General features: G+C 44.2%; 13 protein-coding genes. All 13 read left to right on the forward strand.

Annotation, left to right across the window (positions count from 1 at the left end; genetic code table 11):
* Positions 1 to 29 precede the first annotated feature (29 nt).
* The 13 genes from J2X75_RS23690 (at position 30) to J2X75_RS23750 (ending at position 24,805) form a co-directional block, all read left to right on the forward strand.
* Positions 30 to 1,751, forward strand: a complete 1,722-nt coding sequence (locus tag J2X75_RS23690) for a phospho-sugar mutase (RefSeq protein ID WP_310340715.1) — start codon at positions 30 to 32, stop codon at positions 1,749 to 1,751.
* A 217-nt stretch (positions 1,752 to 1,968) separates the two neighbouring features.
* Entirely contained in the window at positions 1,969 to 3,990 is a 2,022-nt protein-coding gene (locus J2X75_RS23695) for a DUF5693 family protein (RefSeq protein WP_310340718.1), read from the forward strand.
* Positions 3,966 to 5,147 (forward strand): polysaccharide pyruvyl transferase CsaB, encoded by a 1,182-nt coding sequence (gene csaB / locus J2X75_RS23700; RefSeq protein ID WP_310340721.1) that lies wholly within the window; start codon positions 3,966 to 3,968, stop codon positions 5,145 to 5,147. Before J2X75_RS23695 ends, csaB begins: the two co-directional genes overlap by 25 nt.
* Before the next feature lie 7 nt (positions 5,148 to 5,154).
* Positions 5,155 to 5,916: a WecB/TagA/CpsF family glycosyltransferase gene (locus tag J2X75_RS23705; RefSeq protein ID WP_310340724.1), complete on the forward strand. Its 762-nt coding sequence runs from the start codon at positions 5,155 to 5,157 to the stop codon at positions 5,914 to 5,916.
* A gap of 376 nt (positions 5,917 to 6,292) precedes the next feature.
* A complete protein-coding gene (locus J2X75_RS23710) occupies positions 6,293 to 7,420 on the forward strand; it encodes a glycosyltransferase family 4 protein (RefSeq protein ID WP_036612523.1) in 1,128 nt (375 codons plus the stop codon).
* A 165-nt stretch (positions 7,421 to 7,585) separates the two neighbouring features.
* Positions 7,586 to 11,494, forward strand: a complete 3,909-nt coding sequence (locus J2X75_RS23715) for an S-layer homology domain-containing protein (protein ID WP_310340730.1) — start codon at positions 7,586 to 7,588, stop codon at positions 11,492 to 11,494.
* A gap of 205 nt (positions 11,495 to 11,699) precedes the next feature.
* A complete protein-coding gene (locus tag J2X75_RS23720; RefSeq protein WP_076332560.1) occupies positions 11,700 to 12,041 on the forward strand; it encodes a hypothetical protein in 342 nt (113 codons plus the stop codon).
* Positions 12,042 to 12,623: 582 nt separating this feature from the next.
* Positions 12,624 to 15,536, forward strand: coding sequence for an S-layer homology domain-containing protein (locus J2X75_RS23725; protein WP_310340737.1), 2,913 nt, complete (start codon positions 12,624 to 12,626; stop codon positions 15,534 to 15,536).
* A 191-nt stretch (positions 15,537 to 15,727) separates the two neighbouring features.
* On the forward strand, positions 15,728 to 18,325 hold the full coding sequence (locus J2X75_RS23730; protein ID WP_310340739.1) for a hypothetical protein: 2,598 nt from the start codon (positions 15,728 to 15,730) through the stop codon (positions 18,323 to 18,325).
* A gap of 140 nt (positions 18,326 to 18,465) precedes the next feature.
* The gene (locus J2X75_RS23735; RefSeq protein WP_310340742.1) at positions 18,466 to 19,023 is read left to right on the forward strand and encodes a hypothetical protein; all 558 of its coding nucleotides are present in this window, start codon (positions 18,466 to 18,468) and stop codon (positions 19,021 to 19,023) included.
* Between the two features lie 148 nt (positions 19,024 to 19,171).
* Positions 19,172 to 19,444, forward strand: coding sequence for an alpha/beta-type small acid-soluble spore protein (locus J2X75_RS23740; RefSeq protein ID WP_017691962.1), 273 nt, complete (start codon positions 19,172 to 19,174; stop codon positions 19,442 to 19,444).
* A gap of 255 nt (positions 19,445 to 19,699) precedes the next feature.
* Complete coding sequence (gene metK, locus J2X75_RS23745; protein WP_105600112.1) at positions 19,700 to 20,902, forward strand: methionine adenosyltransferase; 1,203 nt, start codon at positions 19,700 to 19,702, stop codon at positions 20,900 to 20,902.
* A gap of 192 nt (positions 20,903 to 21,094) precedes the next feature.
* The gene (locus tag J2X75_RS23750; RefSeq protein WP_310340747.1) at positions 21,095 to 24,805 is read left to right on the forward strand and encodes a SwmB domain-containing protein; all 3,711 of its coding nucleotides are present in this window, start codon (positions 21,095 to 21,097) and stop codon (positions 24,803 to 24,805) included.
* The last annotated feature ends 193 nt before the right edge of the window (positions 24,806 to 24,998 follow it).

The raw sequence follows: 24,998 nt of genomic DNA on the forward strand, positions 1-24,998 counted from the left end.
ATTTATATAGACGGAAGGGGTTTATCGGAATGGAACAGTTAAGCACAGCAGCAGCAGAGACGTTGCAGCAATGGTTGGAGGATGCTTCGATTGATGAAGCAACGAAACAGGAGCTTCGTGACTTGCAGGATCAGCCGAAAGAGCTGGAGGAACGTTTTTACAGAAACCTGGAGTTCGGTACAGGGGGATTGCGCGGGGTCATTGGTGCGGGAAGCAACCGGATGAACCGTTACACCGTAGGTCGGGCAACGCAAGGATTTGCGCGTTATTTGCTTGAGCAGCATGGGGATCAAGAAGGCAAACCTTCTGTTGTCATTGCTCATGATTCCCGTCATTTCTCACCTGAATTCACACTGGATGCTGCGCTTGTACTGGCTGGAAACGGCATTGTAGCCAAGCTGTTCCCATCCCTGCGTTCAACTCCTGAGTTGTCATTCGCGGTGCGTCATCAGAAGGCAACTGGCGGAATCGTTATAACAGCGAGTCATAACCCACCGGAATACAACGGATACAAAGTCTACAATCATGAGGGCGGTCAATTGGTACCGGCTGAAGCGGAAAAAGTCATTCAGTACATCCAGGAAGTGCCTTCCCTTGCTGACGTGAAGAAGCTGACGCAAGAAGAAGCAGAAGCGCAGGGGCTCCTGATCTGGTTGGGTGAAGACCAAGATCAAGCGTTTGTGGATACCGTAGCAAGCCGCAGTCTGAGCCGCGAACTGATCCAATCTGGCATAGGTCGTGATTTCAAAATCGTTTACACACCGCTGCACGGAACAGGCAACATCCCTGTACGTCGCGTACTGGAGCAGATCGGATTCGAGCAAGTGCACATTGTGGCTGAACAAGAACAGCCGGATGCTGAGTTCTCTACCGTGAAATCCCCTAACCCGGAAGAACGCGAAGCGTTTACGCTTGCAATGAAGTTGGGGGAATCCGTGGGCGCCGACATTCTGATTGGAACAGATCCAGATGCAGACCGTATGGGTGCTGTCGTGAAAGACAACGATGGCAAATATTTCGTCTTGTCTGGAAACCAGTCTGGTGCCATTATGGTACATTACCTGCTCAGTCGCCTCCAAGAGACAGGAACATTGCCAAGTAACGGTGCAGTTGTCAAAACGATCGTAACAAGTGAGATGGGTGCTGTCATTGCTGAACATTACGGTGCAGAAGTGATGAACACACTGACGGGCTTCAAATATATCGGTGAAAAAATGAATCAGTTCGAAACAACAGGCAGTCATACATTCTTGTTCGGATATGAAGAGAGTTATGGCTACCTGTCAGGCAACTATGCCCGTGACAAGGATGCTGTCCTTGCCTCGATGCTGATTGCTGAAGCAGCTGCGTATTATAAGAGTCAAGGCAAAACGCTGTATGATGTCTTGCAAGAGCTTTACAACCAATTCGGATACTTCTTGGAGAAGCTGGAGTCCCGTACGCTGAAAGGCAAAGACGGCGTAGCTCAGATTCAAGCCAAAATGACGGACTGGCGTTCCAATCCGCCACAAGAAGTAGCGGGAATTGCTGTACAAGATGTACTGGACTACTCCCTTGGTCTGGACGGTCTTCCGAAGGAGAACGTACTGAAGTTTATTTTGGCAGACGGTTCATGGTTCTGCTTGCGTCCTTCAGGAACAGAACCGAAGATCAAAGTATACTTCGCCGTTCGTGGAGAGAGTTTGGAAGATGCAGAAAGCCGGATCGAGCGTCTGGTGACCAACGTAATGTCGCGTGTAGACGCACAATAATACGAATGCAACAATGAGCAAGAACATGAGAAGGCCTCTCCGCACCGTAAGGTTGGTTGGCGGAGGGGTTTTTCTTTGAAATAATAGTATAGATGGATCTAGCATATAAGAAGGCTTGTTGACACAAGCTGTTTGTAACCTATTGTATGAATGTTAAATGAACGAATTACTTGAGCTGAACGTGCATTTGGTTCCAACACTTGAGGAGGTACATGTAGTGCGTCAAAAATGGCTTTATTGGAATAACGCTTCTCGGAAGTGGTTGTGGCTCGTCGTTATTATCGGTCTGGTTGCGTCCATCCCTGTAATCAGTGATCGGGTGCAGACAGAATCTTCTGCCAAAAAGGTGGAGCTTGTCTTCAATTATCGGGGTCTGCTGGATATTTCCGCCTATCAGGCACATCCGCAAGATTTCATGAATGAACAATTGACTCGTCTAAAAGACGCAGGCGTAACAACGATGGCTGTGTTCGAAAGTACATTGGACGAGCTGAGAAAGACACGCCGACTAATGGTATATAACGGCCAGGATCTCGCGAACCTGACCAAAGATGTGATTCCTTCTAATGCAAATTACACGTATGTGTTATTTACATCAGAGGAAAACGCACAGACGTATACCCCTATTATTGAACAAACGTTCGCTGATCGGCAGATTCCGGTAGTACCTTGGGAATATGAAGGTCGTAGCGGCTTAATATTGCAGACTCCTCCGGAGAATGCCAACATGCAGCCTTTGCAGCCCGATCCGGTTGCCGTGAAGATGCTGCGTGATAAAGGTTTCTACATTTTGCCGCGGATCTCGGACAGTGTGCCATACAGCCAGGAATCAATGGAGCGCTTGCTTACCTTCTTCGAAGAGAATGGCGTAAAGCGCATCTTGTTTGATGGTGATGCTGTGAAAGGGTACAATGATAATGCAGACATGAAAAGTCTCGACCAATTCGCACAGTTGCTGAACAAGCACAATATTGGTCTTGCAGCCATCGAGAATTTGAAGAAACCACAGTCTGGATTCCAGACTCTTGCGTATAAAACGGATTACAACGTTACGCGTCTGTACTCGCTTAGTGACGGTGATGCCAACTTGGACGTTGATGTCATTGCTGACCGTTTTGTTCTGGCAACCAAGGATCGTAACATTCGTATGCTCTATATGAATGCTTCCCCTAGCCGGAATACAGCCAAGGCCATGATTACAGATCCAATTGAGAATCTGATCAACAGCCTGGGTGAGCCGGGTCATGCGGTAGAACGCATGGCGAAGCATGGGTTCGAGCTAGGACAAGCTGAAGCATTTACAGTTAAGGATTCTTCGATTCAGCGTTATGCCAAGCTGGTTGCTCTTGTTGGTGCAATTGCCATGATTGCACTTATGGTTTCTTATTTTATCCCACTACTGACCTTGATCTCATTTGTGGTTGCTTTGGTGGGCAGTGCAGGATTGTTCCTCTTGAAACCAACGCTGCTGGAGCAAGGAATTGCCTTGCTTGTGGCAATAGCCGCGCCGACCATAGCGATGGTGCTGGCCGTTCGTACAGTGAACTATCAGCAACAGCGTCAACCCGACGCATCTGCGGGTCGTCGTTTGAAGCAGACTTTAGTTTTATATGTAAGAACATCGATTCTGTCATTCTTGGCGGTACCTTTTGTCATCGCATTGCTTAACAGTATTACGTACAGTCTGGTGATTAACCAGTTCCGCGGCGTAAGTCTGTTGCACTTTGCACCTATGGCACTGGTAGCGATCTACATTGTGTTTTATCGTGGTTCAGGTTCGTTCTCCATCAAGCAAGTCAAGGATCTGCTGCGTACACCGATTAATGTACTAATGGTGGTATTAGGTGTTTTTGCTGCCGCGGTTGGTTATTATTATTTGACCCGTACAGGTAATGCAGGATCGGTTACCCCGTTCGAGATGTTCCTGCGTACGACGCTGGAAGATACGTTCGGTGTACGGCCGAGATTCAAAGAATTTATGCTGGGACACCCGCTGTTTATCGTTGGCGTGTTTGCCGCTTTAAAATATCGTAAAGTCATCTTTGTACTCATTATTGCAGCGATTGGACAATTGTCCATGGTGGATACGTTCGCGCATATCCATACGCCGGCTGTATTGTCACTCATTCGTGGAGTGATGGGATTGGGACTTGGCTTAATCTTCGGTATCATTGCTGTGGGTGTGTGGCAAGTAGCGGAAGGATGTTGGAAAAAATGGTCACCACTTCTCAAAAGTTAGTCATCTCGGGGTATTACGGATTCCGCAACAGCGGAGACGAAGCGGTGCTGAAGTCGATTTTGACAGCGTTGGAAGAGGAAAGTCAAAGGTCTAACGTTACCATTGAACCGATTGTTCTCTCGGGTGATCCCGAGTGGACAACTTCCATGTACGGTGTGCGCTCCGTGCATCGTATGAAACTGAAGGAAGTCCGTGAAGCTCTCAAGGAGAGTGACGGATTAATCAGTGGCGGAGGAAGTCTATTGCAGGATGCAACCGGACTGAAATCCATTCCTTATTATCTGGGTGTCATCAAGCTGGCCCAGTGGTTGAAAAAACCAACGTTTATCTATGCACAGGGGATTGGCCCTGTGAAGCGTAAAATTTTCGATCCAATGATCAAATCGGTCTTCAAGGCCTGCACCTATGTATCCGTTCGGGATGAACAATCCGCTGATTATCTGCGTGGGCTCGGGTTACAGTGGAATCAGATCCATGTCGTACCCGACCCAGTAATGGGCCTGCCATTACCTGAAGCAAAAGTTGAGATTGGGGCAGGTGCTATCTCAGCAAATGCCGCTACTCAAGCTAATCAAGTGGAACCTTCATCTGGAGGACATACCAAGCTACCTGTGATCGGCATATCTGTACGCTTCTGGGAATCAGACCGCAAGGAGCTTACTGCTATTGCTGCAGGATTGAAAAAGCTGTGCTCCAAAAGAGCCGTGCACTTGCGTTTTCTGCCATTTCATTTGCCAATTGATGAACATGCATCACGATTCCTTATGGAAATGCTCGGTGATGTGACCAGCAAAGGCAGCGAGATTAGTATCACACCGGATCTAACAGACCCTCAGCTTATGCTGGAGGAAGTCAGCAAGTGTGATCTCGTCATCGGTATGCGTCTGCACAGTCTGATCTATGCGGCATCGCAGTATGTTCCGCCGGTTGGCATCTCGTATGATCCGAAAATCGATCAATTTCTGCTTCGTCTGGACAGTGAACCGGCAGGCAATACGGATACACTCGATGGAGATAAGCTCGCCAAGACTGTTGTTGGACTGCTGGATCAACGTTCACAGTGGTTGAAGGAACATGAAGAAGGCATCACCCAACTGAAGCAGGAAGCCAGAGTGCCTGCACAGCAGATTATTAACTATTTAGGCCGCAAAGGATGAGATAAAGATGAGTCAGACCGGATCAATACCTACCGTTTCAATCTACGGCATTCCTTTTTCCAAACTGACGATGAAAGAAACGGTAAAGGTTCTTCAGGAAGCTGTGCTGTCCAAGCAGACACCACATCAGGTCATTACAGCCAACCCCATTATGGTTATGGCCGCATTGGAAAATCCCGCAATCATGGAAGTCATGCAAGCTGCGGAATTGATTGTTCCTGATGGAACAGGTGTCGTATGGGCTGCAAACTATTGTGGAGATCCTGTAGCTGAGCGAGTGCCGGGATATGAGCTTTTACATGAATTGCTGCGTGTTGGAGAAAACTATCGATGGGGCGTATATTTGCTTGGTTCCACTCCTGAGGTGATTCAAGAAACGGCAGTTCGGTTACAACAGCAATATCCGGCGATTCGAATTGTGGGTTATCGCGACGGTTATTTTGGTCCGGCTGAGGATGAACAGGTCATCGCTTCCATTCGGGAAGCGGCACCTGATCTATTGTTTGTAGCGCGTGGGGCCGACACACAAGAACCGTGGATTCACAAGCACAAAGATGCACTACAGGTTCCCGTAACCATGGGCGTTGGAGGCAGTTTTGATGTGATTTCGGGCAAAACCAAACGTGCGCCTATGCTGTTCCAAAAGTTAAGACTGGAGTGGTTCTATCGCTTATTGCGTGAACCAAGCCGGGCAGGCCGGATGCTTGCGCTTCCGAAATTCGCTGTTAAGGTGATGCGTGACAAAGAAAACGTGACGAAAGTCCGTTAAAAACAGGTAATTGCGAGATAAATGCGTGTTTTTGCTAGAAATTGAGGATGGCTTTTCGGGTGTGATGAGCGTATAATTCATTCCGGATTACATGTGTGCCACTCCATGAAAACAGAAGCGTTACACTTGGCACTACGATTGCAAGGCTACCTGTCGATCGCCGTTATCCCCAGATTTCTTTTTATCCTTTTTCAAAGGATGAAATCCGGTGATAAATGCGAACGCTACACTTCTCTAGGTTTTCCTTGCACTCTCCGTTATCGTGTAACAAAATTTTTCATCTAAAGTGACTAACAAATAATTTTTTTATATATAAAAAGAGATCAGGGGATTTATAATTTCGTACAGGTATTATAATTGGGGGTCGAATGTTCAAATGGTAGCGATCTTTATAATTGGATTTATCGTGTCAATGGGACTGGCTCTTGCCCTGACACCACTTGTCAAAAAGTTCGCAGTCCGCATTGGTGCAATGGATACGCCGAATGCACGTAAAGTACACACACGGATCATGCCACGGCTTGGTGGTCTGGGGATATTCCTGGCCTTTATTATTACAGTTGCTGCATTGCTTCCGTTTGTATCGGCATGGTTCACGACTCGGGATATGAGTTTTGTCAGCGCGTTTCTGATTGGTGGAACAATTATTGTGCTGATCGGAGCACTCGATGATCGATTTGAACTATCAGCCAAAGTGAAATTGCTTGGTCAGATCGTTGCTGCTTCTGTCGTTGTATTTGGATTTAATATCCGGGTAGATTTCGTTAACATTCCTTTTCAGGATTCCTATTCTTCACTCGAAGCTTGGGTATCCATTCCGCTGACGATCTTATGGATCGTTGGTGTAACCAATGCGATTAACCTGATTGATGGTCTGGATGGTCTGGCAGCCGGTGTATCTGGTATTGCAATTGGTACCATTGCCGTGATGTCCTTCCTGATGGGTAACATGATGATTGCCTTGATGTGTCTTGTATTGCTGGGTAGTATTATCGGATTCCTGTTCTTTAACTTCCACCCGGCCAAGATCTTCATGGGGGATACCGGATCACTATTCCTTGGTTTCTCTCTGGCAATGCTATCTATGCTGGGATTCAAACAAATTGCTATCGTGTCCTTTATTACACCGCTGATCATTATCGGTGTGCCGCTCTCGGATACCTTCTTCGCGATTATTCGTCGTGCGGTACAACGGAAACCGATTTTCGCACCGGATAAAGGTCACCTGCATCACTGCTTGCGTGAACTTGGATTCAGTCACCGTCAGACGGTACTGATCATCTATGGAATTGCCGCGTTCTTCGGAGTTCTGGCGATTATCCAATCGTCCGCTGCTATGTTCGAAGCCAACTGGGTAACATTTGTGGTCATCTGTATTATGATGTTCTTCCTCCAGGTGGGAGCAGAAGTCATCGGACTTGTTAGCAAAACGAGAAGACCGGTTATTAACTTCCTGATGCGCATGCGCGTCAAGTTGAATCCAGAGACTCGTTCGAAATCATAAATAGATAAATGTAATGGTTACAGCTATTCTTGAATATTATTCCAGACCCAACCTTATCCCTTGTGGATAAGGTTTTTTGTTTATTTTGAGATTTTTACTAAATAATTGGAACCTTTTGCCGATATATAAAGGTAACTGACTTAAAAAGAGGAGAGATGATACGTAATGCAACAAAAGAAACGGCCGTTGGTCTGGATCATGTTGGTCACCATGGTGTTCTCATTGTTCCCACAAGGTCTGTTCGGTGGGTCCGTTGCTTCGGCTGCCAACGCACAGACTACTTATTTCACACCAGATAATACCACTATTAGCAATACAGCCGATCTTAATTTGGATGACTCAGATAATGCAAGATTCCTATCCCGGGCTTTGGCTTACCAAACGACTTCAGGGACGCTTACGATAACAGGTGCTTACGCTTTCGTATCCAAAGATACGATGCGGGTAAAGGTCGAACAGCTTAACTCCGTTCCTGTGACAGCGGGAAGCACCAAGATGAAGTGGGAAGCAGATGCTACTCGTGCGAATACGACTGCAGTTACTGCAAGCACAAGTGGTAACAATAAATTCTCCGCTAACAATCTGACACTGTTCCCGGGCTTCAACCGAATTACCTTTTACGGTAATCAGGGTGCAGTGGAACGCTCAGACACGTTCTATGTTCTCTATGATCAGGTTCCTTTTATTCAGGACTTCAAGATTTTTACCGATCCGAGTACTGGGTCCAACACGTCTTATGGTCTGAATGAAGGATCGCAGACTGTTGTAAATACACAGCTCGTATCGGTACAAGGTAAAGTTCAGAATTCATCCAAAGTTACGGTTTCCCTTAATGGCGGGGAAGAGCTGGATACCCCTTTGCTACCTAACGGGACGTTTTTCACACCACAGCTTAAGTTGAATGCAGGATTGAATAATTTGAAGTTCACGATAGCGAATGGTTCCGATTCTGTGATTACAGAGCGTTCCGTTTATTATTATGATAAAAATCAGCCGTTCTCTGCGCTCAATGTAATTTTGAATACTACTGACAGCAAATCAGTACTGGATGTTACACCTACGTTCTCTACAGTTGCTAGCGGAGCTAAGCTTGATGTGCAATTAATATTGCCCTACACTGCCAGCAACAGTGCATTCGAGGATGTGGGAACATTTTCGGCTAATGGAACACCAATGATACTGACGGGTGTTAAGGAGGTCATCATTCCGGGTCCAGACGGAACTACACCCGAGTATCGTTTGGTAACATTCAAGACAGACAATGAATATGCATTGCAACCCGGTACAACCGATCCAACAAAACCTGCCAAGAATCAGACAGTAGATGTTGCGGTCGTTTATGGCAATTTCAGTGCCGGTTACAAAGGTAAATTTACTTACGCGCCTGACGTGAAGGCAATTACGAATATGTACTACCTTCCAGATTATGCTGGAGGAGCGGTAACAAACAAAGTCGCATTAAATAATGCACAGATTGATAAAGATAGCTTCTATATCCTAGTTGAATCGAGTCAAGACATTGGTACTGAATTACCAATTGGTCAATACATGCCTACAGGTACCAATAAGGTTAATATTTCGGCAACGGATAAGGCTGCTACTGGCCTTACAGGCAAACAAGCAGTATATTTGGTCAAAAACCTGGCCAATGGTACTCAGAAAATTCGCTTTTATTACACAACGCCAGATCCATATTACGACGTTACTGTATCTTACGCTTCTAAAAGCTATATCTATGTAGCCAACTTGTACGATGGACAGACCTATAACTTTAACTCAAGAATAACGAATACTTTAAAGGTAGATGGCGAGTTTATCGGATTCAGCACATTGAGCTCAAACCAATTTGTTTCCCAGTTGCTAGTGAATGGGGTCGATCAAAGCAAGGTTACTGGTTTCCCAGGAACAAACGGCAAGTTCTCATTCTCATTAGACATTAAGAAAGAGGGACCGCTAGTATACGGGGAGAACACGATCACGATTATTGGTACTGATCAGGATGGTGCTGGTAAAGCCAAAATTATTGAGAAAAAATTGAGAATTTACATCTCGGATAGTAACGTATCCAATATTGATAAATTCATGCCAACCCTTGTTCCTACTGACACTCGTCAGGAATTTTACGATGCAGATGTGAGCAAATACACAACAGAGGAAATGGACAAAATTTTCAAAGTTACACCAGATTTTGTGATTCGGGATGGCAAATATGTAACAAGTGAAGAACGATATGACCTTGTATTCAAAGGTGGCGGTGCACAAATTGCCAACTTATATTCTGGGTCAAAGCTGATATTTAGTTATAATCCGATCCCAGGTACGGACTTACAGGATATTAACAAGCAGACTTCCGACGGCCACACATTTGATTTTGCGGGAAATCAAGATGAATTTATGATTCGTATTCGTAACTATGTCTTTGATGCACCTGGCAGCCACGTCTATACGTTGGAGTTAATTAACGGAACAGGTGCAAGAACGACACAAAGACTCGAGATTGTAAGAGAGCCTTCTTCCTATCGAATCCTGTCTCCTGTAGCGACCGTAGGAGAACAGATCGTAGTTACCAAAAACTATGTGCACTTTGATATTGAAGCTGAAGGAGCAACGCAAGTTCTGATCAATAAAGAACCTGCCGTTAAACGTCCGGACATGAATGATCGCTTTGTTCTGGATTATGTAGGACTGAAACAGGATAAGAGCAATGCTATCAAAATTCAGATTGTTAGGGATGGCGGTGCCATCAACGACACTGTTAACGTATTCTACACAGGTACAGTAGCGACAGATGCACAGTACATGGCACCTAAGATTGTCAATAAATATTCGGTGTTTAACAAGAAACTTGAATTGGCTTTCCCGAAAGGAACCATATTACAGTCCGCTGCCAAATCGAGCAGTGGGGTAATCAAGTTTTATCCAGACAATAAAATTCTGTTTGGTATTGCCGATCCGAAGGATGGCGTGCTTGAACGGAAAAATGACTATGGCTTTAATATCGGACAGGCTGATCCTCGCAGTACGGGAGGATTGACACCGATCACGGTACCAACCATTTTAACAGAGTTGTTTAACTCCAATCTGACTACAAGTAACTTTGTACCGATCTCTGATACGTATTGGATTAATGGTGGGATTGGTGAACTTGGAGATAAAGGGACGAGTGGATATAAACCGGGAACGGATGGAGTGACACCATACTCCCTTGAAGGAAGCTTTACGCAATATCCAACAGAACGTGTCCTGGTTCCTTCTAACCGGGGAACGTTAACACTTGCGTATGATCCGACCATTGTTGATGAAGTGGGTTCAACGATTACGGTATTCCGTTATACAGACAAAACCAACATTGGTGAGTGGGTACCGATTGGCGGAGTAGTAGACACCAAGAAACACACAATTACGGTTTCCTTTGACGAATTTGGTTACTACAAGGTTATGAAGCAAAGTAAAAGTTATCAGGATATCACGAATCATCCGTGGGCAAGAAATCTGTTAAATGCATTGTATTCCAAAGGGATCATGAATAACCTGCGTTTCAACGCGTTTGGTTCAGATGATCAGACGACACGCGGAGAATTCGCTACCTTGCTGGTTAAAGGTCTGGATATCCCATTGAACTATACCAATATACAAACCTTTACTGACGTGTCTCCTACAACGAAGAGTGATACGTGGGACTATGCTTCCATTGAGACAGCAGCGAGAGCAGGTATTGTAACAGGTTTGAGCGACGGGTATTTTGGAGTAGAAGATTCAATTACACGTGAACAGGCAGCTGTGATGATTGCACGGGCATTGAGTAGCAAGCTTGCGGCCAACGACAGCAAATTATCTGCAGCTTTAGCGAAATCGTTCCAGGATTCCACTTCCATTGAGTACTATGCTCGTCCATCAGTACAGGCTGTAACCAAAGCGAAAATCATGGAAGGTAGCCCTGTGCAGGTCACAGGATCTACCAAAACGATGTACCAGTTTAATCCAAAAGGAAACTTGACTCGTGCTGAAGCGGCCAAAATTGCTGTAGAACTGCTTAAGAAGAGCACGAAGTTATTCCCTAAAACATTGAGCTAATCTAGCATAGTTGAGATAATTTTAGGAAGGACCTGTCCCTTTTACTAAATGGGACGGGTTCTTTTTATGACTGTAAACCAGCTTGTATAGAATTCATTTATAATAGAAGGAATCTGTTTTTTACCAATAACTATTTTTGTAATTTGCTAGAGATTAAGATACAATAGCGGTAAATACACAATGATCTAGAGGGTGAAGTTAGCTAATGAAACCGATTTATTCGAGAGCCCAATTGGGTTACATGAAGGCAAAGACACAGTTCGAGAAGCAAGCAGTCATTCTGGAGAAAAAGTTGGAAGATACACGTAAGACAGAGGAGATCTCTCAGGAAGTAATGGAAGGACTTGTACAGTCCACCGGCTTCCATGATGCGTATAACAGTCTGGTTCTGGCCGAGAATGAATTGATTGAATGGTCTCACACCACGATGAAGCATGAGAAGACATACCGGGAGAACAGACAACCAATTGACGATATGTATCTGAGATTGAACAGTGATCCGAATATGCGTGCTCAGATTATTGAGCTGGCGATGAAGATCCGCTAAGTTATATTCACTTTTAAGAAGAGGGCCCTGGGGGCCCTCTTTTTTTAAAAATATTGTAAAATTTGTCGCTTCATTATGGAAAATAACGGGTATAAATAAACGTCCACATTCTTACTTACACAGGGTGATTTCGGAGAAAACGTCATAAATACATCTGCATTAAAGGTTTCGAATCCATTAAAGACCCGCACTGTATCAATACATAAATAAATTCAAAACTTTTTTTGAAGAATCCGCAACTTTTTGAAATCTGCTGCGTTTAAGATGTAGAGTCGAAAACATTGGGGAACTTACCAAGAATGACCTCGTGAAGAATCTTGTCTATTTATTAGAAAAAATTGCTTTACGGCACGAGAGACCCATTGTATAATACGTAAGGTAGGATTAGGAAACTACTCTATTTACGTATGATTCTATCTTTTATTCTTGTTTACAAGTTTCTGTGATATGCTCACAGACATCATTTATATTAACTTGCTCATAACTCTGGAAAGGGGGTGCGACAATAGAATGAGGAATACGAGCGACCCTATTAAAGAAAATTCCAATGTTATGAACGCCCAAGGAGGAGACAAAAAGGTTATGAAGAAAATTTTATCCGTAGCACTGTCTACAGCAATGGCATTCTCAATGTTTGCATCTGTAGCATTCGGTGACACAGCAGTAACACCACAACAACAGTTTGATGCATTGAAAGCAAAAGGTATCTTCAATGGTTACCCAGATGGCACAGCTGGTCTGGACAAAGAGATGACTCGTGCTGAGTTCGCAAAAGTTATCACTAAATTGCTAGGTCTGAAAGAGATCACTGGAACTCTTTCTTACAACGACAAAAACTACACAGCTAAAAACTGGGCTGTACCTTACATCGAAGCAGTAACTGCTGCGGGTATCATGGAAGGTAAAAACGTAGAGAAAAAAATCTTCGACTTCAATGGTAAAGTGACAGTAGCTGAAATGGCTACAATCTTGACTCGTGCACTTGATCTTGAAATCCCAACTGAAACTAACAACAATGCAGCAGCATGGGCTAAAGGTTATGTTCAAGCAGCGATCAACGCAGGTCTGATCGACGCTAAAGCTAACTTCTCTGGTAATGCTTCCCGTGAATTGTTGGTAGGTGCAGCTTACTCTATCGATCAAGCTCAAAGCATTAAAGTTGAATCTTACACAGTATCCGAAGCTGGTAAAGTAGTTGAGTTCAAAATCAGCGACGGCGAAACTGTAAAAGTAACTTTGGATAAAGCTCTTGAAGCTAACAAAGAAACTGAAGTGAAATTCACTTACAAAGATAAAGAATTCACCGAGAAAGTTACTTATGTAGTAACTGCAGCAACTAAAATCGAAGGTGCTACAGCTACAAACTACAAAGAACTCGTTGTGAAATTCGATGGCGAAGTAGATTCCACTACAGCTGAAAACACTGCAAACTACACTGTTAGCGGCCGTACGTTTGAATCTGCAAAACTGTCTGCTGACAAGAAAACAGTAACACTTCTTGTAAGCGAAAATACAGGTAACCTGCCACAACAAAGAGATACAAACTTGGTAGTTAAAGGTGTTAAAAACGCTACAGCGACTAAAACTTTCGATGAGACAGTTAAATTCACTGCAGTAGACACACAATTGCCAGAAGTGAAATCTGTTCAAGGTCTGGGAACAAAAGCATTGCGCGTTGAGTTCTCTGAGCCAGTAACAAGTGCAACTGCTGGAAACCTGGCTAACTACAAAGTGAACGGTAAAGTAATTTCCGGTTTCGTTAAATACACTTACCCTAACATTGCTTTCATCACAACTGATCTTCCAGTTGGAGAGCACACTTTGACAGTATCCGGAGTGAAAGACTTCGCTGGATTTAGCGCATCAACTGCTGAATCTAAATTCACAATCGCTGAAGATAAAGCTGCTCCTGAGATCACTAAAGTAACAACTTCTGACCTCAGAAAAGTAGTTGTAACATTCAACGAGCCAGTGAAATCGGTATCCAGCGCTTACCAAACTTCCAGCAACAAGAGTGCAACAGTATCCATCAAGGATAACGAAGTAACTCTGAACTTCTCTGAAGCTAACCGTCTGGGTCTGGGTGAATCCACAGTATACTTGCAAGGTGTTACAGACTACAGCAACAATACTGCTGATCGTAGCTCCACAGTAACTCCTGAGCTGGACACAGTTCGTCCAACAGTATCAGCTGTTACATCTAAAACAGTTGATGGAAAAACAGAATTGACTGTTGAATTCTCTGAAAAAATCAGTACTACTGATTACAACAAAACAGAAAATTATGTATTGAAAGATTCTGCTGGTAAGATCTACACTGGCAAAGGATTCACTACTAAAGGTAATCCTTCTGTTACACCTCAATATGGTAAAGATAAAGATGGAAAAAATGTAGAAAGCAAAGTCGTGCTGACATCTGTTGGTGGTACATTGCCAGCTGGTAACTACACACTGGAAGTTTCCGGTGTTCGTGACCAAGCAGCTGTAGGTAACACAATTATTCCTCAATCCGTACCGTTTGTTCTTACGCAAGCTGGTGCATTGGAAGCAAACGCTGCTTGGTACAATGATGATGCAGCAAATAATGAATATCAAGTATATGTACAATTCAACAGATCTGTTGCAACTTCAGGTAATGGTAACGCACTTGATGTTAACAAATACGATTATGTTGTGACTGGTGCTACTTATAAGCCTTTCCCAACATCTTCTACTACAGTACAATTGTACAATGCTAATACAGTATTGTTGACTGTTTCTAAAGATGATGTGAAAGATCTGCAAACAGCTACCGCTCTGCGTGTAGTAAACGTTGCTGATACTAACGGTAACTTCGTGGATGGTACTACTGTGTCTTTCAATAGCCAAACAACATCTAATGTTGAAGTGGTAACTGATTCTGTATATGCAAAAGCTCAAAACAAAGTTGAAGTTGAATTTAAAGGCGAATTGACATTCGTAAATAAATCTGACTTCACATTCACTGGTGTAACTGGTGACTTCAATATTACTAATCAATCGGTAGTTGATGGGAACACTGTTGTTGAGTTCACTTTTGTGAATGATAAAGCTATCCCTTATAGCCCTAGTGTAACTCTCGCAACTAAAGCTCAACCTGAAATTACTTCTACTGACTCTGTTGGCCGCAAGCTAAAAGCATTCTCTACTCCTGTACTGGATGGTATCAAACCAGTATTTGATAAAGATGTTACAGGTGCAATCACTGCTAGTGGTACACAAGTAACGTTGAGATTCACTGAAAACGTGAAATCTAACTTTACACCAGCTGCTTACGTTGTAAATGTAGATGGAACTAAGGTTAATGTAACAAACGCTACTGCTACTGCTAATGTTTTGACTTTGACACTTGATAAAGCAGTAACTGCTAATCAATTGGTAGAGGTTGAACTGGTTAACAATAGCACTGGTTCGTTCGTAACTGACGCAGCTAATAACGCTGCTGAAAACTTCTATGCAAGTGTAAGAGCGAACTAATCTTAATTTCTTTAAAACTATCCCAACATTAGATGTTGGGATAGTTTTTTTATTTTCAAAAATTATAATTTAAATCATTTATAAAAGATGTTGGTTCAATTAAGAAGATAAATCACAACAACATCGTAACTTTCTCCCCTGCCCAAACGTTTATACTATAAAGCAACAAGCAACTTATGGGAGGTTTGGAAGTGAATCAAAAGAAAATGTTTGTGAGCTTGCTCGCAAGTGCAATGTTGATCAGTTCAACGGCTGGCATTGCCATGGCAGCGAGCACAACCAATAAAACGTCTGCCACCAGTTCAAATAGTAGTACATCGAAGAAAACGACAACAACAACGCAGAAGGTTGTACATACACTCGGTAACCTATCGGCTGTTAAAGTGACTGCACGAAGTTCCGTAAGATTAACAGATGTAAATATCTTGGCGCAGGACGATGGCAATGTGGTTACGTATACATTGTCTTACAAGAACAATGACAACACCCCAATGATGATGCTCGATTACTGGAGCAAAGTGAAAACGAAGGGTGGAACATCATTCTCTCCCAAACTGATCGCAAAAGATCAGGAAAAGAAAACGGTCGCGCCTGGATCAACAGTTGACCTGACCTATGTCATGAAAGTGGGTCGCGAGGTAAAACTCAGTGATCTGAACTTCCTCATCGTGAAATGGGATTTCAGTCAAGCTAACTATGAACGTACGTTGGGTAAGTTTAACGTGCCCGCATCCCATAGCATTACCACACCTGTAGGCAAACCAAAGACGGTTCGTCTAAGCGACTCTGCGGTGAAGGTGAAAGTATCTGGCATTAAAGTGTTTCCAGGTGAAGATAAGAATCAGTATGTGAAAATTGGCGTGAATTTAAACAATATCAGTTATAAATTGCTTGAAAATCCGAATATCAAATGGATCTTGCGTACACCAAGTGGTACGAACTATCCTTTAACTCCGGATAAAGACAGCACGAGTGTCAGTATTCAGGCTCAAGCTAATAAGGCTCTCATTCTGATGGCATCTCTCCCTACGTCAGTGAAGCTGCAAAAGTCTGAGCTGTTGCTTGTAGAGGAACAGGGTGAAGAGAAAAGTGTTCTGCCTATTGCTGCATTGCAATTGCCAGAGGCTAGCAAGACGAATGTAGAAGTCGCTGCCAATCAACCGAATATTATTTCAGTTGAAGGACAACGACTGTCCACATTGCTTGAATCTGCCAAAGTTCGAATCGACGATGGTGAGTATAGTCTTAACCTTCAAATGAAACTCAAGAATGAAGGCAAGAAAGCAATTAAGGTGCCGACATATAGCTTCGAGGTACGGAATTCAGACGGAACAGTCTATCCCATCGAAACCAAAGCTCTGGATACATTGAAGTTAAACCCAGGCGATATCAAGACGATTAAGCTCAGTACAACCCTTCAGGGTGATGGTGATACAAGCAAAATCAAGCTGTATGTAATGAGTCCGGTAGACAAAAATGAGAGCACAGAATCCACAACATCTTCTCCAACGAATGGATTTCTCTTCTCCCATCCTGTAGGTGTCTACGCCATTCCTGAATCGGTATCCAGCGGAGATGGATTGACGACCGAAACAGTCATTAAGAATAACAAAGGTACATTTGGTGTGTCTTTTGGATCGTTACAGCGGTTGCCGTGGCTTGATAGTGATATTATTGCCGCAAAAGTGAGCATTCGTAATGCAGGCAACAAAACAGTTCAACTTCCTGAACTTGAAGCAATGTTTATGATTGATTCTGCTGAAATTGAAGGAGACAAGAAGTTAATCTACACACAAAGTGGCAAGCTACTTGGAGCCGGCATGACAACTGAGGCTTACCTGTTGACCAAGATTCCTTCTGAATTACGTATATCGCGTCTGGAAGTTAGTCTGAACGAAAAGGTTAGTGAAGAAGAGACGAATGAGTGGATTACGTTAAATACTTCCGGATTAATTCCACCGGTATCTTATGTTGGAAGCGGTAAGACATACACTTTGGGTACTGCTGATAAAGAGACCGAAATGGGTGTGCGGAGAACGATTCGTTATCCGGGAACGTCATCGGATATTGTATACACCGAATTCGAAATGACGAACAAATCACTGCGTCAGAGTGGGCTTGGCAAACTTGTAGGTTACTTCAAAACATCGGATGGCCAGTATTACAGAGCAACTGCGAAGCAAGCGGAGCGTCTGCCTGGGCCGGGTCAGAAGTCGATTGTTACGTTCTGGGCTAAGATTCCGAAGTCCGTTACCTTCTCAGACCTGCGCCTGATTGTGGGTGAAGGCATTGCAGACAGCAAGTTTGTAACCGGTGAAGGGGAAGCGACTGCTTATGTGAATGCTCTGGCATTCGAAGTGCCGCCAACTTCCATTAGTGTTCAAGGCTCGCTAACCAATATTGATCTCTATCCATACTCTTGGACAGCCAATAGTGTACGTGCTTATTTGGCAGGCAGCTCATCTGTACAGATCGAGATGAATTACAGTTTATCACGCAATGAAGAGATTGAGATGGGTGAGAACGAGCACAAGTTAATCCTCACACTGACGGATCAAGCCGGTAAATCATATGAGAAAGAACTGACTTTGGGCACCGATCTGAAAGTGGGAACCAACCAGACGCTAAGCTGGAGCATTGAGGACAGTTTCTTCGAAAAAATGCGTGGCGGTTCATATCGCTTAAGCGTAGATGATCAATTCCAGGGGCAACGTATTCGTCTTGCAGATCAGGGTTATGGATATGACGTGACCAAACTTCCAAAGGAAGAACCCGTCGATTTGAGATAAATGCATATATACGAGTAATCGTTAGATTTGTCCACAAAACCTCGTTTCCAACCCAACGGAAACGAGGTTTTGCTTGTCGCATCCCTACTTTTTCTCTATAGTTAAAGTTAATAGATTACCAGAGGAGGAAAATGATTCACATGAAACCTTATATGAAAGTATCCCTTGCAGCGCTCGCCATTGGTGTTGGTGTGTGGGTTGGGTCGGTATACAGCAATACAGCCATCGGTGCAGGAACAAGCCAACCAGGAACAGCAGACGATCCGGTAGTAACGAAGAGTTATGTAGACCAGCAGATTCAAAAAGCACTGGGTGGAGGCACTAGCACAGGTTCTGGCAACTCATCTGGTAACAATAACGGCTCTACGGGAACCGGGAACTCAGGTGGAGACACGTCACTTCCTCCACTGGTCTCAGGCGCTTCTGAGGCCGTTGAGATCGTAACCGTGAAGCCGGGTCAACAGCTGATCGGCAAGTCTGGCGCGGAGTTCATTGTACGTAGCGGCAAAGCTGTGATCGTCAGTGAAGGTACGAATGGTGTAGCTGATCTGACGGACGGGATTGACCTGACGAATGGACAGGCAGCGCCGACCAATCACCTGCTCTCTTTTCCAAGGGATGGACGGGGAATCACGGTATTGGAAGGGAACAAATACAGCTTAACCGTAATGGTTCGTGGTGGATATACTCTGAAATAGGTTTTGTAGCTTTTAAAGGAATTATTCATTCGTCATACATTTCATTTGCTCAGATTACCCAGTTCTAACAAACATTAATACGGCTAGCCAACCTTGTTCCTGCTCACTCTATAACTGTTGATAATCAATTAATGGAGGTGCAGGAACCATGGCTAGAAGCAATCGCAAAGTGGTACCCGAAAGTCGTCAAATGCTGGATCAGATGAAGTATGAGATTGCTGCAGAGTTTGGTCTCAATGTGGGTTATGGTGGCAGAGGTTTAGCTGGTGCGGATACAGAATTTGGATCTGAACTGGGTGAAGTGAGTGATCACTCCTATGGGCAATACAAAGGGTGGGGGCATCTGACTTCCCGCGAGAATGGATCCGTTGGTGGAGAGATCACCAAAAGGCTGATTCGCCAGGCAGAGCAGCACTTATAGGGCATTTTCCTTATCCCAATCCGTTTGACACGTCTTGACAAATACGTTAAGATGGCATTTGAGGTATGCAACCTTTTCCACTAGGGAAAGGTTGATTTTCGTTTGAGGCAATTACCTGAAAAATCCTTATCTTCGCAACTGCGGACCCTGCGTCCTTATTCCATTTTGGAAAGCTTCGAGGGTACAGTGAACGAATCGCTGTCATGTTTTGTTCGGGCAATCGCCATACTACTAGTTATGGGAGGTTGAAACTTCATGTCTGTTAAAGGCCGGCATCTATTTACATCGGAGTCTGTAACCGAAGGACATCCGGATAAAATCTGCGATCAGATCTCAGACGCCGTATTGGACGCGTTTCTTGCAAACGACCCCAATGCTCGCGTAGCTTGCGAAGTTTCCGTAGCCACAGGCTTAGTGCTTGTCATCGGTGAAATCAGTTCAGCTTCTGAATACGTGGACATTCCGTCCATCGTTCGTAATACAATTAAGGATATTGGCTACACACGTGCCAAGTTCGGTTTTGATTATAACACTTGTGCAGTTCTGACTTCTCTGAATGAGCAGTCTGCTGATATTGCCCAAGGCGTTAACGCAGCGCTTGAGAACCGTGACCCGGAACAAGTGGCTCGTGAGACAGAAAACATTGGTGCAGGTGACCAAGGTCTGATGTTCGGTTTTGCAACGAACGAAACACCGGAACTCATGCCTTTGCCAATCGCATTGTCCCACCGTATCGCACGCCGTCTGGCGGAAGTGCGTAAGAACGGTACATTGGAATATCTTCGTCCGGATGGTAAAACGCAAGTAACGATTGAATACGACGGTGACAAGCCGGTACGTGTGGATACAATCGTTGTGTCTACTCAGCACGCTGAAGAGACTACACTGGAGCAGATCCAAAAAGACATCAAGGAACATGTAATCTTGCCTGTCGTTCCAGCTGAATTGCTGGATGAGCAGACTAAATATTTCATTAACCCAACAGGGCGTTTCGTTATTGGCGGACCTCAGGGAGATGCAGGCCTCACTGGACGTAAAATCATCGTAGATACCTACGGCGGTTATGCACGTCATGGTGGTGGCGCGTTCTCTGGTAAAGATCCGACAAAAGTAGACCGCTCCGCAGCATATGCGGCTCGTTACGTAGCGAAAAACCTTGTAGCTGCAGGTCTTGCAGACAAAGTGGAAATCCAGCTCGCTTACGCGATTGGTGTAGCCAACCCGGTATCGATCAACGTGGATACATACGGAACTGGCAAAGTCAGCGAAGAGAAATTGGTTGAGCTTGTTCGCAACAACTTCGATCTTCGTCCGGCTGGCATCATCCGTATGCTGGATCTGCGTCGCCCGATCTACAAACAAACGGCTGCTTATGGTCACTTCGGTCGTACAGACCTGGATGTACCTTGGGAGCAAGTGGACAAAGTAGATCTTTTGAAAACTCAAGCAGGTCTGTAATTAGCTAAAAGTATGTGGAGCATTAACTGAAGCCCTTGATTCCGATATGGAATCAGGGGCTTTTTGCATGTTTTTACAAAATAAAACACCATACATTTCCATTTTATTAATTGAAAATCTCCCTCTGACCGACATAAATATAGAGGTCTGTATATCAGACAATCAGGAAAATTAGATGAGGGGGAAGGTTGGGTGTTTTTGAAAAAAATAGCCCGTAAGGGTTTGGTTAGTCTTATGGTTGTGATGTTAGTTGCACATGGCTGGTTGACCGGATGGGTAGGTATGGAACCTGCATATGCAGCAGACGAATTGGCTGGGAAAGGGATTAGTGCCACGATTCCTTTATTAAATGCTACTCAGGTGGACGGTTCTGTACCACTCAAAATTGAATTCAATAACCCGGTAAAGAAGGTTGAGGGCACTACAGATAAAATCACCATTCGTCGAATATCTGATAGCTCCATCGTTACAGAGATTGAAGTGAATAGTCCGGCGGTAAGCGTCAGACCAGATGATATCGATATTAATGCAAACCTAGGGAAATTGGTAGAAATTAAACCAGCTTCAGCTTTGCCAGGCGGTAGCTTCTATGTTTCTATTGGCAGTCAATCTTTTGCCTATGAAAATAATCAATTCTTTGCAGGCTTAAATAGGGAATGGGTATTTCATACCGCTGGGCCCAGTGCGGCTCAATTAGTAGGTAGATCTCCCGTTAATGCGGCTACAGGTGTTGCGCCGTCTGTCAATATCCTGCTTACCTATGATCAAGTGATGTCGAGAGGTAATGGCAAGTTACAGATCTATCAAGGGAATACGTTATTCGAAGAGGTTGATGCGAGTTCTTCACAGATCAGTTTTAACTCAACCCAAACAACAGTTGCCATTGATCCCGCTAAAAATTGGGCGAATAACAGCACGATATACATAGTTGTACCAGAAGGTTTTTTACGTGATGCCAACGGAAATGACAGCCGGGCTATACAGCGTAGTGACTGGGGATTCACTGTGCTCTCTGACCCTACAGCATTAACTGTGGCCTCCATGTCTCCAACGAACGGGGCAACAGGTGTGGCGCTGTCAGGTGAGTTGACCCTAACGTTTAACAAAGAACTGGATACCAATTATACGCCCCAAGCCACGCTGAAAAATATCAATGGTGGAACGGTTAATGCTACAACAATCATAAACAGTTCCAACAACCGTCAGTTGCGCATCATTCCACAAACAAGTCTGACGAGCAACACGACGTATACTATTGATATTCCTGCTAATGTATTTCGAGATAGATCCGGAAATCTCTTCACTGGATTGAATGGAGCTACGGCATGGACGTTCAGAACGTTGTCTGCTGATACAACCGCCCCTGTACTTAAGACAGTAAAAATGTACAGTAATACGATCATCCGACTGACGTATGACGAATTACTTTCAACCCTTGATCCGTTAACGTCAAGTTTCGCAGTTACGGTTAATGGCGAGAATCGGAATGTCAGCTCATCCTACGTGTCAGGGGATAGTGTGTATGTTGTACTCGATACGGGAGTAGCGGTAGGACAGGTAGTGAGAATCGCTTATACACCAGCAACCGGGATACGCAAAATTCAGGACTTGTCACTTAATGCAGCTCCGGCATTCTCTGCGAGAGACGTGGAGAATGGTCTGGATTCCATCATGTCCAAGCCGCGTGAAGGTATAGCGTATACAAATACAATTAATCTCTATTATCCTGAGACGGTGTATATTAACTCAAGTGATGCATATAAACAATTCAGTGTTACTGCAGATGAATCGGCTGTGGGTGTCAGCAGTATGTCGACCAATAACAGTTCACTTGTTACATTGAATCTCAGTCGTTCGATATCTAATGGTGAAGTTGTCCGTGTATCCTATCAACCGGGTGAACAGCCTATTAAAGATAGTCGTGGTCAGGCACTTGCTGGTTTCAGTGGGTTTTATGTGCGCAATAGCAATGATACGAAGCCACCTGAATTCCAGAAGGCTGAGATTAACAGCAATAAGTTATGGATCTACTATAATGAGCCATTAAGTCGATTGAACAAACCTTTGAACAATCAGTATTCCGTATTGGTAGATGGCAAAGCCGTATTTGTTAACAATGTAGACATCGAGGACGATCTTGTGACACTAACGCTTGCTTCACCCGTAACAAGTACACAGATCGTAACCCTTTCTTATGTTCCAGGGGCTTATCGTCTGACAGACTTAGCTGGTAATCAAGCAGCTCTGCTGGATCTTGTTCCTGTGACACATACTTATGGCAACGGAACGATCTTGTCAGGTATTTTACAAGGGGACACAATACAGGTTAACTTCCGAAACGCTTTAAAAACTGAGCCGTTATTAACACCTGCTCAGTTCAAAGTATTGATTGGTAGCAAGACCATTCCGGTGAATTCTGCCTCGGTGACAGGATCAGTGGTTACCTTGAAACTGTCCGAATCTGTGCCGGCTGGACAGACAGGTACGATTACCTACACACCTGGATTAGTGTCGCTTAGAGATGCGCTGAATACTGAGGTAGGGGCATTTGGTCCGTTGACACTTCAGGAGAGCACAATCACTAATCCCACAGATACTACAGCAGTAGGGCGCCCAGCGTGGCTGACCGAGTGGAGTGCGGTTGATTCTGGATTTGGTCAAGCACTTCTGGTCATGAGCACGGATGTAGCTTCTGCCAAGAGTACGCCCTCACATAATAATCGTACAACGCAGCAGTATACGATCGATGAGACAAAGCTTGGTCAAGCATTCGAATACGCTTCTGCAAATTATAAATTAAATCAACCTATATTGTTCGAGGTGCCAGCAAGTAATGAGACAGCATACGTTGGAATTCCATTCCATAAGCTATCCCAAATCGCTTCAAGGTATCGCACGGGTACGATTGGGGTCAAATATAAAGACAGTATATGGAGTGTGCCTCTCGCTGATTTGAAACTGGTGTCTATGGGACAAAGTGCAGGAATCACAACGGCTCCAGGTACAGCGACACTATATGTACAGATGGAAACTGTTCCAAGACTTTCTTCAGGTGCTATGGATTACATGTTATCCAGAACCAATGCTCAGAGTCTGGGGGATGCAACAGAGGCTTACATTACACTCTTCAACGGGAATACAGGGAAAAGTGTGGAACAAAATATTAGAAGCCAGTATTCAATCAAGCTTCCTGGCAACACGTCTACGACACTAACAAGCTTGACAGCGGTTGATCCCAATTCACAGTCATTATCGTACATCCCTACTGCGTATAGAACCACGTCAACAGGGATTGTTGCACGAGGAATGCTCAATGGTAATCAGATTGTCGCGCCAATTACACATCTGGTTAGTTTCCCGAGCACACCCGATTGGGCACGTGATGCTGTAACGGAATTAGCTTCGAAATGGATTATTACAGCGGATAATCTTGCGAAATACAATACGAAAAGTAAAATCACCCGTGCGGAGTTTGCTGAACTTGTTGCGAAAGGGCTAGGACTAAAAAGAAACGCGGCTGCTGCGCAATTCAGTGATCTTGGCAAGAACAGCACAACGAATGGGTATATCGGTGCTGCAGTCGAGGCGGGGATTATTCAGGGCGTTGGTAAAGGGAAGTTCCAGCCCAACAATCTGATTACCCGTGAACAAATGGCGATTATGTTAGTTAAAGCAATGAACTACGCGGGGCAATCACCAACTCTTCAATTGTCAGCCGAGAATATCTTGGCCAAATTCAAGGACCATAAAAAGATTAAATCCCCGGATCTTGTTGCCAAAGCAGTACAGACAGGCCTTATTCAAGGGACGGATAATAAGGAATTCAAGCCTTTGGATAGAGCGACCAGAGAACAGGCAGCAGTGATGTTAAAACGTATGTTGAATCAAATCGGTTATCTGTAAAAATAATTTGTTCAACTTTTGAGGTAACGTATTCTCCAGTACATGTAGATATATTCCAACTTAGAAGCACATCAGCCCAATTACTCAAGCTGATGTGCTTCTTTTTATATGAACTTCATATGAATAACTGAAAAAATTACATCCGAGATATGAAAGTGTGCTATTTTCATAATCTATGCATGCTAATATAGGG

The organism is Paenibacillus sp. 2003, assembly GCF_031455635.1.
Taxonomy (GTDB): Bacteria; Bacillota; Bacilli; order Paenibacillales; family Paenibacillaceae; genus Paenibacillus; species Paenibacillus amylolyticus_B.

Excerpts from the sequence above, each read along its gene's own strand:
- J2X75_RS23720 (WP_076332560.1), top strand. The coding sequence starts at position 11,700 with ATGAAACCGATTTATTCGAGAGCCCAATTGGGTTACATGAAGGCAAAG.
- J2X75_RS23725 (WP_310340737.1), top strand. The coding sequence starts at position 12,624 with ATGAAGAAAATTTTATCCGTAGCACTGTCTACAGCAATGGCATTCTCA.
- J2X75_RS23735 (WP_310340742.1), top strand. The coding sequence starts at position 18,466 with ATGAAACCTTATATGAAAGTATCCCTTGCAGCGCTCGCCATTGGTGTT.
- J2X75_RS23690 (WP_310340715.1), top strand. The coding sequence starts at position 30 with ATGGAACAGTTAAGCACAGCAGCAGCAGAGACGTTGCAGCAATGGTTG.
- J2X75_RS23705 (WP_310340724.1), top strand. The coding sequence starts at position 5,155 with ATGAGTCAGACCGGATCAATACCTACCGTTTCAATCTACGGCATTCCT.
- J2X75_RS23740 (WP_017691962.1), top strand. The coding sequence starts at position 19,172 with ATGGCTAGAAGCAATCGCAAAGTGGTACCCGAAAGTCGTCAAATGCTG.
- J2X75_RS23715 (WP_310340730.1), top strand. The coding sequence starts at position 7,586 with ATGCAACAAAAGAAACGGCCGTTGGTCTGGATCATGTTGGTCACCATG.
- metK (WP_105600112.1), top strand. The coding sequence starts at position 19,700 with ATGTCTGTTAAAGGCCGGCATCTATTTACATCGGAGTCTGTAACCGAA.
- csaB (WP_310340721.1), top strand. The coding sequence starts at position 3,966 with ATGGTCACCACTTCTCAAAAGTTAGTCATCTCGGGGTATTACGGATTC.
- J2X75_RS23710 (WP_036612523.1), top strand. The coding sequence starts at position 6,293 with ATGGTAGCGATCTTTATAATTGGATTTATCGTGTCAATGGGACTGGCT.